This window comes from Rhizobium rhizoryzae (assembly GCF_011046895.1).
Lineage (GTDB): Bacteria > Pseudomonadota > Alphaproteobacteria > Rhizobiales > Rhizobiaceae > Neorhizobium > Neorhizobium rhizoryzae.
This window is the reverse complement of record NZ_CP049249.1, coordinates 779,595-791,617: the sequence shown is the minus strand read 5'-3', so window position 1 is coordinate 791,617 and position 12,023 is coordinate 779,595. Positions and strand designations below refer to the sequence as shown.

7 protein-coding genes are annotated in these 12,023 nt (G+C 57.6%); 1 reads left to right on the top strand and 6 read right to left on the bottom strand.

Annotation, left to right across the window (positions count from 1 at the left end; all coding sequences use genetic code 11):
* Positions 1 to 77 precede the first annotated feature (77 nt).
* On the top strand, positions 78 to 887 hold the full coding sequence (locus G6N80_RS04400) for a DeoR/GlpR family DNA-binding transcription regulator (RefSeq protein WP_082547295.1): 810 nt from the start codon (positions 78 to 80) through the stop codon (positions 885 to 887).
* A 12-nt stretch (positions 888 to 899) separates the two neighbouring features.
* Here G6N80_RS04400 and G6N80_RS04395 read toward each other — a convergent pair whose 3' ends face one another.
* From G6N80_RS04395 to G6N80_RS04370, 6 genes are all read right to left on the bottom strand, one after another.
* Positions 900 to 1,571, bottom strand: coding sequence for a formyltransferase family protein (locus G6N80_RS04395; RefSeq protein WP_165131589.1), 672 nt, complete (start codon positions 1,569 to 1,571; stop codon positions 900 to 902).
* Positions 1,572 to 1,629: 58 nt separating this feature from the next.
* Positions 1,630 to 1,839 (bottom strand): tautomerase family protein, encoded by a 210-nt coding sequence (locus G6N80_RS04390; protein ID WP_062556339.1) that lies wholly within the window; start codon positions 1,837 to 1,839, stop codon positions 1,630 to 1,632.
* An 88-nt stretch (positions 1,840 to 1,927) separates the two neighbouring features.
* Positions 1,928 to 8,362, bottom strand: coding sequence for an FkbM family methyltransferase (locus tag G6N80_RS04385; protein WP_165131586.1), 6,435 nt, complete (start codon positions 8,360 to 8,362; stop codon positions 1,928 to 1,930).
* Positions 8,362 to 9,390, bottom strand: a complete 1,029-nt coding sequence (locus tag G6N80_RS04380; RefSeq protein ID WP_165131583.1) for a TauD/TfdA family dioxygenase — start codon at positions 9,388 to 9,390, stop codon at positions 8,362 to 8,364. Before G6N80_RS04380 ends, G6N80_RS04385 begins: the two co-directional genes overlap by 1 nt.
* Before the next feature lies 1 nt (position 9,391).
* Positions 9,392 to 10,276, bottom strand: coding sequence for a TauD/TfdA family dioxygenase (locus tag G6N80_RS04375; RefSeq protein WP_162249596.1), 885 nt, complete (start codon positions 10,274 to 10,276; stop codon positions 9,392 to 9,394).
* A gap of 233 nt (positions 10,277 to 10,509) precedes the next feature.
* Positions 10,510 to 11,976, bottom strand: coding sequence for an AMP-binding protein (locus G6N80_RS04370; RefSeq protein ID WP_165131580.1), 1,467 nt, complete (start codon positions 11,974 to 11,976; stop codon positions 10,510 to 10,512).
* Positions 11,977 to 12,023: the final 47 nt, after the last annotated feature.

The window sequence follows — 12,023 nt, the reverse complement described above, 5'->3', positions numbered from 1 at the left end:
GGCACTTGTTGTAAGGGAGCCGTGGGTTAAGATCGAAACATTGCGGTTTGCTTGCGGAATTTGAGGTTTGTCGGGACATGGACGCGAAGGCAGAGAACGATTCTTCCGAATCCATGATCGGCTTGCTCTCCGAGCCACGCCGTCGGCGCATTCTCGAATGGCTGCAGGAAGAGGGTTCGGCCCGCGTTCGCGAATTGGCAACCGCCTTCCATGTTTCCGAAGCGACAATCCGTCAGGATCTTGAGCGCCTGGAGAATGACGGCTTCATTACGCGCGAGCATGGCGGCGCCTATTTGAATTCGGCAGCGCCGCAGACCGGCACCATGACGCTGCATCATCAGGAGAACATGGACAAGAAGCGCAAGATCGGCGCTTTGGCTGCCGGTCTGGTGAAGGATGGCGAAACGCTGATCCTCGATGCTGGCACGACGACAACCGAGATCGCCATGCGGCTGACAAACCGCCGCGACTTGACGCTGATCACCAACGCATTGAACATTGCCATCATTCTCGGCGCGGTGCCGACGTTTGCTGTCCATATGCCGGGCGGGCAGTTCAAGTCGCCCACCTTGTCCTTGTCGGGTGACAAATCAGTCGAATATTTCAGTAACATCTTTGCCGGTAAGCTCTTCCTTGCCACCGCCGGTGTCGATTTGGAAGCAGGTCTCACCTACCCAAGTTTTGCAGATCTTCAGCTCAAGGAAGCGATGATCAAGGCAGCAGCGCATGTGTACCTGGTAGCCGATTCCACCAAGATCGGACGTTCCTCGTTCACGCGGCTCGGATCGCTTGACGTGATCCAGTCCCTGATCACGGATGATGGCATTCCGGATCGCGTCGCGAAGGAGTTTGAGCGGCGCGGCGTTGAAGTACTCGTCGCAACGTGACAAGCGCTCACTTCAGGCAAATGAGCCTTGTAGAGTTTCCGCTGGTGTCTTCGCAAAGCAACTGAGATCCGACGTCAGTCGATCGATCTTCCCCTGACGAACGGCCGTGATGAAGTCACGAAGCGGACGATCATTGTATTCAGCCAGAACAGGTCGATAGGCCTTCAGGGCGCGAGCCGTCATCAAGGAGCCATAGCCCTGCGGTTGCGGCCGGACACGATACCGGTTTTCAACGAGATCGGGCCAGGCGTCAGCAAGGAACGTGATGGCAAGAGCGATTTTGCGCTCGTATGTCGAGCGTAAGGTTTCCGCATCCATGTCGAAACAGTCAACCAGCCGCTGCTGAAAGATGATGTCACCCCTGTCGTATTCAGACGAGATTTCATGGATGCTCAATCCGTGCGGTTCACCATTCAGCCAGGCCGTCAAGTTGGGGTTGAGGCCCCGACCATAAGGAAGAAGGCTGGTGTGCAGGTTGATTGCGCGGATGCCAGCCATCCGCGGATGGTCCACCGGCAAATGGCGGTTATATCCAAAGCTTACAAGCAGATCGAACGGCTGCGATTTATGGTCCTCAATCGGATCATAACCTGAAAACTGGCTCACAAAGCGAACCGTTGCGTTGCTGGCAGGCAAGGCATATGCAATGGCTTCCGAGAACTGGCTCAGTACTAGTATATTCATCGAAAATTGGTTCCCGGCTGGCTTCAAGGCTCGATCAGGTCGAGGTGCACACCTGTCCTCAGGTTTGCCGGGATTTGAGGTCGCGCTTGATGTCAGCGACGCTTACGCCGCCCACGGCAATATGCGTATCAGGGAGCTCATGGATCGAAACGAAGTAAAGATGCTTCGGAATGCCGGTGACTTCGACTGCCACGTCAGTGAGGCGGGTCAAGAGTTCTGCCTTGACATCGTCGCTCATGGCGCCTGCTTCAAAGGTGATGACGGGCATTTTCAAATTCCTTTCGGTTCATCTTGCGGAGGTCGGATCGGCGCGCCTGATGACGTCGCCGATCGTGCTTCTTTATCGGGCATGTCGATCAATGCGTTCTGATGAGGTTCTGTAATTCCGCCACTTTCCAGACGCCAAGTGGATCATCCACCAGGACCGCATGCTCTCCCGGTATCTCCGTCAGTTTGAAACCTGACGAGGTCAGGTTAGCCCAGTCCAGCATCGCACGCTTTGAAACGCCTGCATCCTGCTGAGGCCAGACGGCGGTAATTGGGCACTCAGCCAGAACATCAAGGCGAGGGCTCCACGTCGTCGCTATGGCGGCCATGCCACGCAGAGCCTTGAATACGGGAACCAGGATCTCCTCATTCTCCAGAAAGCTCTGAGGCATGGACTTCAGGCGGACCAACTCAGCCTTCAGTTCGACATCCGTCATTTCATGGTAGAGAGGAGCCCGCGCATCCTGCGCCGGAGCACCAGATCCGATGAAAACCATCGCGTGTGGACCGACTTTCAGACGGCAGGCCACTTCGTAGGCAAGGATTGCACCGAAGCAACCTCCAACGAAGATCATTGGCTCGTTGCCGAGCATCCCGACCGCCTCCGTGAGGGAAGCGATAAACCGCTCGAACCCGAGACTTGCCGGATTGCCCTCAAACTCCGGCCAACGAAGAGCGTGGATGCTGACATCATCGCCGACCAGGTCGCACCAAGGGTCGAAGATGGATCCGGCGACACCGACCGGTTGGAAACCGACGATGCGCAAGCGGGGTGGATCGTGCCGGGGTGCCGTCAATTCGATGAAGCTCAAGTTAATCGTCGAATTTCCAGCTTTTTGCTCGACGAATTGCTCCAGTTCGCCAAGCGTCTGCAAAGGCAGGAACTCGCACAATGGGAAGGCAATACCCGTCCGATCAATCAGCTTCCGCGCCAGTTGAACTTTTTCAAGCGATCCCAAGGCATGATCGGACAGGCGAGCGGACGGCGAGGGTAGCTCGCCTATTGCCTCGCGCAGCACCGCGTGCAGCTGCGATATGGACTGAGTTCTGTTTCCGCTGACATTCGATGCGGTCGGCCCCAGCCATTCGGCCACAACTGACCTGAATGAGGACGCCAGTCGCTCCACCGTTGCAGCGTCCAGACGTTTGGCATCGTATTGGAAGCCGAGTACGAGGCTGTCGCCGGATAGATCCCAATCGACAGAGAGCGGAACCATAGCGTCTACTGCAAAGAACCGTTGCTCCGTTTCGTGCACATCCCCGCGCTTGCTGTCCGGTTCCGCAAACTGGATGAAGTTGAAGACCGTGTCAAAATGTGCTGCCGAACCAAACCACTCTGCGAGGCGCTCGAATGAGGCTGCCTTATGCTGGAAGGCGGAACGGTCAAACCGATCGAATTGTCTTGCTGCCTCCACGAGGTCCGTGCGCGGACCCGTCGGTACCGGCAGTACATTCAGGAAGTTGCCAATCGCAAGCAGGGATCCCTCGACCTCCGGGCGCAGCGAAAACACGACACCGATGCGGCTCGGGCGCTCACCAAGCGCGCGGGTAAGAGCCTCGATGTTCATCGCAAAGAAGAGGCCCTTGGTGGACACATCGCCCATATTCTCGATCTGGTTCAGGCGCCGAAAGACTTCCTGCGATTGAAGGACATCCACCTGTCGCATATCAGCGCTGTCGGCGAGGGCACGCGGTGGCGCCAATGGCCGGAAAGGAAGGCCTTCGAGCCTTTCTCCGAAGAAGGTTCTGCTCGCCTGCGATCGATCCGTGGCATTTTGCTCGGCCTCTACGGCGGCGAACACTGCGAGATCATCCGTGGTTTCAACCTTTGACCCGCGGAACCGTTCGACCAGTTCGCGGATGATGGCATTGAGACTGTAGCCATCAAGGGCAGCATGATGCTCTGCCACAAGAAGATCGAAACGATCCTTGTTGCGCTTGATCACCTTGAAGCGAACCAGATTTCCCTCAGACAAGGGGAAAGACTTTTCGCGCTCCTCAAGGACTTCTGCCTTTATGATCTGTTCCTGCTCGGCTATCGCGGCAGCGGAAATATCGAGATAGGAATAATCTCCGTTTGCGCGCCGCGGATTGAAGACGAAATCGACGCTATCACCGGACAGCGCGACATGCGCCGTCAAGATGGGGTGGACCTTTCGGATGGCTGCCAGGGCATCGGAAAACGCCGTGGCGCTAAACGGCAGATGTACAGGTGTAATCGTGGCGTTATGGTAGACTTGGGCATCCTGTCTCGCCGCTGTGGCCGAAAGCTTTAACCTTTGCATGCCTGTCGCTGGCCACCGTCGTTCAACCGCAAGCGCCGGGGCCGGCGGCGCGACTGAGGCGGCTGCAGGAGAGGGCAAGGCAGTAACCATCTCTGTGGAAGGATGGGGGGCCGGCCGCAAACCTCCCAGGAGACCGACGACCGTTGGACGGGCATGAAGGTCGCGAAGAGTGATGTTGATGCCGACTGCCCGTGCCTTTGACTGCATGAGGATTGCGCGGATGGAATCTCCGCCGTTGACGAAAAAATCGTCCTTTTCCGTCAACTGAGGCCTGCGGAGAACATCTCGCCAAATCGCCAGCAGTGCATGCGTTGCTTCATTAGCGGCAGGGGACCCGGAAACTGGACTTGGCTCGGAAATCTTGACCGTTGGTTGAGGTTGCGATTCAGATGTACCGGTTGTAGCCAGCAGACCTGTGACAGTCGGACGGGCATGAAGGTCTCGGAGAGTGATGTTGATGCCAGCTGCCCGTGCCTTCGACTGCATGAGAATAGCGCGGATGGAATCGCCGCCATTGACGAAAAAATCGTCTCGCTCGGTCAGTTGAGGTCTGCGGAGCACCTCCCGCCAGATAGAGAGCAGGGCTTCCGTATTCGGTTGTTCCCGAGTGACGATTTCCGGCTGGATCGCCGGTGGGTTCGAAGAACTGTCACCGACGGGTGGCAGGCTATTTACGGACACTGTATCCATCTCGGTCTCTTCTTCCAGCGAGGAAAGGATCGCCACCTTGTCAAGCTTGCCTTGGGGCGTGCGTGGTATTTGCGACACGACGCGCAGCGCGCGCGGAACCATGTAGGGCGGGAGTTCGGCTTGCAGTGCTGTCAGGAGACTGCGGCTGGTAACGCCGCCGAAAAGGCGATGAACAGTCGACGGTATCGTGATGTGTTGCCGAGGCTCCGCCAGATCGGTCCGCCAGGCCACGAGGTTCCAGCGGTCGGTGCTTTGGAGTAACGGGTCTTGACGCAGATCGACCTGAAACCCGGCCTGTTCCAGCATATTCGAAATGACGGAGCCACGACCGGCGGTCACGCCGGAGGGGTCGTCGTGTAGTTCCATCGAAATGGCGCGAATTCTGCGAAGATGACGCTCATCTATACCGCGCAGGACATCCAGCTCTGCCCGTTGCACATCGATCTTCAGGACGTCGATCCTGTCCAGACCGTTTTCATCGAAGACGTCCGACAGGCGTCGCAACCGGCACTCGTGGATCTGAGCGTCGAAACGGCCTTCGAGAACCTCTTCAATATGGTCAGCCAGCAAGCGGGCTTCGCCATCACCTTCGTTGGCAGCGTTACCAAGATAGGTTGTGATGACGGCTTTTTCGGCCCCGGCATCGGCATAGTCGCGCTGGCCGGACATCATCGCGTAGCCAGGATAGTAGGTAAAGCCGACCTCGCGCTCCCTGTCCGATAGGCCGTAGGGCAAGATCGTGACGTTGCGCGCGTATCTTGCAATATTGTTGGCCAGCTTTTCGCGGATTGGCGCAAGCGGTTCAAATGAATATATTTTTGCCCGTGGTATGTGGGATGCGACGAACAGCGAAAACAGGCCGAGATTCGCTCCCACGTCGAAGACGACTGCGTCTTCCGGATAAATGATACGAGGATCGGTGTAGATCTGGTCTTCAAAGATCTCCCGAAACTGATAGCGCGTTTCCGACGCATTGAGACTTGCTATCCTGTGCCCGGTCGGCAGATCGACGTAGACCGCATCGGGAAGATCCGGCAGCTTGTTTTCTTCGCGCGGTACGACAGCTGCCACGATCCGCGGATTGCCTTCCTGACTTTTGTCGATGAGGACAACAGCCTCTGCAACACCCGGCTGGCGCGACAGACAGGTTTGGATCTCGCCCAATTCCAGTCTTTGTCCACCCACCTTGACCTGATCGTCGCGGCGTCCGATGAAGGCAATCGTGCCATCGGCTAGCTGACGAGCATAATCGCCGGTACGATACGTCCTGACTCCGTTCGGCAGCGAGCTGAAGCGCAGATTGTCCTTTTCTGAAGCGCCGATATAGCCAAGCGCCACACCTCTACCGGCGATGATGAGTTCACCCGCAGCTCCCTGCGGCAACTCATTGCCAGAAGCATCGACCACCGCAACCGAGATCCCTGCGAGGGGGTAGCCAAGGGTCGGGGCTTCATGGTCCTTGACGCGAGCGACGAGCGTATTGACCGTCGCCTCGGTCGGACCATAAACGTTCCAGGTATCGGTATTCCTCCAATTGCGTGCTTCGCGCCAAAGAGCCGCGTCGAAGGCTTCGCCACCCACCAGAAGGCGCTTAGGCATCCTCTCCGGATTCGATCCGAAGCCGACTGAAATCATCGCCCTGAGGATGGTCGGTGTCACGTCGAGCGCATCGAGTTGCATATCAGCAGCAAACTCGATCATCGCCTCCGGGTCGGCACGGATTTCGGCCGGCACCGGCACGAGGGTATGGCCCAGGATGATCTGGAAGACCTGCTTCATCGAGGAATCGAACGCGAGCGGTGCGTTGATGGAAAGCCGCAGGCCAGGTCCGGTCCTGCCATAAATCCTGTCCTTGAGGGCATCGACGAGGTTGAGGACGCTCGACTGTCGTACAGCCACACCTTTTGGTTCACCGGTAGAGCCGGACGTAAAGAGGATGTAGGCTTCATCTTCACCCGATCCGGCAAAATCGGCCATGGGTTGGGGCTCGTGCCCAATCGCAGGCAAGACCTTGCCCGGCATGATCCGGCTTGCGCGCTCGAACTCTCCCGCTTCCGCAACGGCACCAAGTGCATCTGACCTTGCCGCGATGTGACGAATCCGCTCGTCTGGATATTCCCTTAGAACCGGCACTGGAGTTAATCCAGCTCTCAGCGTTCCAAGCAGCGAGACCACGGCGCCGAAGGATCGATCTGCAAAAAGGAGTATGCGTCCTTTGGGACCGAACTTCTTCTGAAGTGTGCTTGCCAGACGTTCGGCAGCATCACGCACTTCGCCGAAACTATAGCTACGATCCGCTATGAGTGCCGTTCTGGTGGGCTCGTCGAGCGCAAGATCTTCGAAACGTTTCCAGATCGTGCCCTTTATGGGCGAAATGGGCGCCAAGGCTGGAGGTGCCAAACCGGCAAGCTGCGACCCGCTGCATCCCTTGTTGCTGGCGCCGCGTGTGATCGCATCCGCCGTCCGTTTTGCCAGGTCCGCAAGTACAGCCGGAGAAAGGCTGGAAACGCAGCTCGACAGTTCGATATCAGTCCGCCCGTCCGACAGGCGTAGTGACAGAACGAGTGGCGCTGCCGGACATTCCCGGAAGGAGAGAGTGGCCGCGGAAAACAGGGGGTGAAGATCCGGGATTGTCACGATGGATATGATGAGGGGCGGATCGACAGGGGCAGATGCGGCACCGGTCGCAATGGCAAGCGCGTTTTGATCCAGCTGATTTTCAAGCGCCTTGGATGATTCCTGAAGTTGCGGGATGACCCGAGAAACAGTCAGCGGCGTGCCAAGCCGAAACGGCCCGGCCATGCCTGAAAATTCACTGAAGAGGCGACCATCAGTACTGAGTGAAACCGTTATGCTTTCGCTCTGATCTTGGGCGAAATAGGGTCCGAGCACCGCAAGACCGGCAAGACACGCTTCCGCAGATCCGAGGCGGCCTGAATGGCTCACCATGGAGCTCGACTGCTGCAAGATACCCTTTTCCAGAGACACTCCCAGGTCCAGATCCGTGAGGGGAGCAACTGTCTCCGGCGTATTCTCGTTCTTCGCCTGGAGAGCCCACTCCGAAAAGTGCTGGTAGGTCAGTGTCGGGATTGCCTCCTCCTTGGAAAGAAGCAGAACAAGTCCATCCGGATCTGTCACATCCGTCGGGGCAAGCAGGGCGAGGCGGTGGATCTTTTCGTCATCTCCCTCCATCAGGATCCGAAGTGTTTCGGTCGCCTCGCGGTCAAACGGCTGGATCAGCTGTCGCTCGAACGCATCTGCCGATGTCTCGCAAATCCAGGCCACACGGCCTTCGCCCGGAACCTGAAGAGAAACAGGCGGTTGACCGAATGTAACGATACGGGTGGTCAGCATTGCCTGAGAGGCGATCCTTTTCGTGAGGAGCGCAATGACTTCATTCTTGTCTACGGGCTGCGGCCAGCGGAGCTGAACTGATGAGACTTGCCGAAGAACGCTGCGGCCTGTGCCGGCGATGGCTTGCTGCAAGGGTGAAAGTGGATAGCCTTCGATCAGTGCGGATGTCTCGGCAGTGTCGATCTGGGAATTCATCACACACCCCTCGAGACCAGTGTCGTCATGGAGACAAGGGTCGTACGCTTGCCGGTGAATGGAGCGCGACCGTGGAGGCAGATCAGATTGTCCAGCGCCAGCACATCATGTCGCTGCCAGTCGAAGGTTCGCGTTTCCTCAGCGTAAACTGCCCGGATGTCGTGGATCATTGCATCGGGTATGGGTGACCCGTCACCGAAGAAGACGCGGCGAGGAAGGTTCTCTGTGCCGAACTCTTCGATCAGTGATGCGAGGACTCCAGGCGGGAGGGTCGCAGTATGAAAAAGATGCGCGTGGTTGCAGAACAGTTTATCGCCCGTCGCAGGCACCCTTGCGAATGCCTTCTGGCGTTGGCGTGTCCTAAGATGTTCTGGCCCTAGCCATTCGAATTGCGTGCCGTTGGCTTCGCAATAGGCGGCGACGTCTGCTCTATCCTGCGTCTGAAAGGCGGAACGCCAGTCCATGTCGATCTCCGGACGGAAATTGCGTTCATAGATGACGCCTCGTTCCTCAAAGACTTTCAGGATCGCGGCATCGAATTTGGCAGTCGCCGCCCGTTCGTCGGCAAGCGGTGTGGCGCCGCCGGTTTCTGCAAGTGTTTCGGCAAAAAAGAAGATGCGCTCCGGCAAGTCTCTGGCAAACGACATTTCATGATGCAGATCGATGAAATGATCGGAGGAGAATTCCGTGGATGTGAATACTCCGGGGGCCACTTCAGAGCGGACCGCAGCGCGCTCAAGATAGGGCAATCGATCGCGGCCAAAAGCTCTTACCCCCTCGCCAAAGGCATGAGGAGTATTCAAAGAAAAGCCCCGAAGCAGTATGCCGCCTGCTTTCGCCATCAGTGTTTCGAGAGCGGCCCGGTGCTCCGAAACCCATGGGCCGAGTTCGACAGGGCCGGATGGAGCATTAAGAATTGCCACGAATTCGCGGTCAGGGTCGACGTATCCCTCCGGTTTCAGGCCATCGCTCATGCCCCTTTCATAGAGGCGCGGCTTCAGGACGGGGGCTGAAAAATGTGCAGCCATTTCAGTGCTCCTGACGAGAGAATTGGAGTGGGGATCTCAGTGGTTCACGCAGCGAAGTGTAAGGACGGGCCATCAAAGTGAGGATCTTGCGTTCACCCGTGAACGCCTCGCGGCCGTGCTGCATCAGCATGTTGTCCAGCAGCAGCACGTCATCGACCTCCCAGGGGAACCGACGCTTCGCTGCCGCGACGGCGCGGCGCATGGCCTCTATTTCCGAGCTTGAAAAGGCCTCGCCGTCGCCGAACGCCGTGTCTGTGGGAACATTGTCGAGCCCGACAGCGTCGATCAGCGCCGACGCAATCTCTGGATCGAGACTTGTGTGGTGAAAGAACAAGGCATGGTTGAACCAGACGAGCTCCCGGGTAACAGGATGTATCTGAAACGCAGAGCGATACTGCCTCGTCTTCAGTCTATCCTCACGGTCCCATTCGAACTCGATGTCGCGCTCTCGGCAAAACTGTTCGACGTCACCGCGATTATCGGTCTGAAAGGCAGTTTGCCACGATACGCCAAGACCCGGAGTGTAGGTACGTCGGTAGAGGACGCCCTTGCGGCGGAATTTTTCCACGAGTTCTGAAGGCAGACCTTCGAGGATAGTCCTGTTGCTTGCAATAGGGGTGGCGCCCATGGTCGCGGCAGGCACCTTGCACCAGAAGCAGATGAAACGTGGAAAGTTGAGAGTGTAAGATTGCTCCGAGTGCATCACGATCTCCTGATCGGCAGGATGATCTGTTGAGGTGTAGACCCGGTCTGCCACGGCATGTCGTGGAGATGACCGCTCCGAGTAGCTCAGGATTTCGGGGTCCAGCGCCTCCACTGTCTGGAAAAATCGTTGCGCATCACCAACCTGGAAGCCGCGGAGCAAGACGGCGCCAACCGCGGTCAAGGCGGTGGCTATCGTGTCGCGCGTGGCGGAGACAAAGTCTACCGGATTACTTTTGCCAGGCGACGACCTCAACGTGACGTAGGGTTCAATGTTCTCGAGGGGAACGCTCTTGGATAGAGCATTCGGACCATGATTCAATTTTTGAGGGTATTGAGCGGCGAAGGATGGCTTGTTCGATGGCGTCACTGCGACGGCTCCTCATGAAATTGGTTTGCGAAGATTGTTTGCCGGTTTCAGCCGATGGCCACTTGCTGATGGAGGAGTGCACGTCGGTCCAGCTTGTCGTGTCGTCCAAGGGGCAACGTATCGACAAACCGAAGTGTCGTAGGGCGCATCCATTCCGGCAGCTCATTCGTCAGGGCTTTGCGGATTTCCGCATCAAGACCCGAGTGGTCCCCCTCGGTTGATGCCATGACCCAGGCGACGAGTTCGGCCCGGTCTATTTGTCCGGCCGTACAGGGGCAGAGCCGAACTTCTGCGCGAAGAACGCCGGGCACTTGACAGATGGCATGTGTGATCTCCTGCGGCTCGATCCTGAAACCTCGCCACTTGATCTGATCATCCAGCCGGCCAGCGAAATGCAAGTTGCCGCTGCCATCTTTCCAGGCTCTGTCACCTGTGCGGTAGAGCCTCTTCCCATGACGGACCTCGAACCTGTCGGCGCGATAGGCCTCGGACAGTGCGCCCGGCACCGGGTGCGGCGCGTCCGCAAGCCCGACCCCCATGAGACATAGCTCCCCGACGACGTGCGCTGCCACTTCGTTAGCGTCCGGATCGAGGACCAGCGCCACATGTCCCGGCAGGGCCACACCAATCGGCACGTCGCCATGCCGAGTGACGGCCGCGAATGTGACAGGCGTAAGCGGTTGAGCAGTCGAATAGATTGTATCTTCGGTCGGTCCGTAGAGATTCCAGACACGTTTGGCTCCTGCTGCAAATAGTTTCTGGACAAGACCCGGTGGCGTCGCTTCTCCAGCCAGCAGGATCTCCTTGATCCCTGTCATGTCGACGCCAAACCGCATGAGTGCTGCCATGGCGGAAGGAACGCCTGTGATAAGTGTCAGCTGATTTCTGTCGGAAAGATCCGCAAGAGAGAGAATGGATGGAACAAGTTCGAGACATCCACCTGCTGAGAGAGTCGCAAAGATTTCGAAGACCGAGACATCGAAGGAGAAAGGGGTTGAGCACAGTGTTCGTGTCAGACCCGGCCGGCCAAACGTATCGAGAGCCCAATCCATGAGGTTTGCAGCCGCTCCATGGCTGATCGCTACACCTTTGGGCATACCGGAAGAACCCGACGTAAAGATTGTGTATGCCAGCGCTTCAGGTTTGGACGTCGCCCATTGGTCGATCGCACGCGATGTCTTCAGTTTGGATAGGAGGTGTGTTTCGATTTCCGTGGCGTGGTCGGGTTGCGAGACTTCGTCGACCAAAAGCATACGACAGCCGGCCTCATTGAGGCATCTGATGTTGCGCTCCATCGGGTTGCGTGGGTCCAGTGGCAACCAGTGGGCACCGCAGGCGAGGATACCAAGCATCGCAGCGATTGCATCCGGACTTCTGGAGGTCAGCAGTCCGACCCCGTCACCGTCGGTTATCCCCAGGCGCTGAAGGCTGCCAGCGATTTTCATTGCGTTATCCGCAAGATCGCCATAGCTGACGACCAGTCCGGCAGCTTTGATGGCGGTAACGGATCGCATCTCCGCACTCATGAAATGAGTGAGAATCCGCTGATGAAGGAAATGTA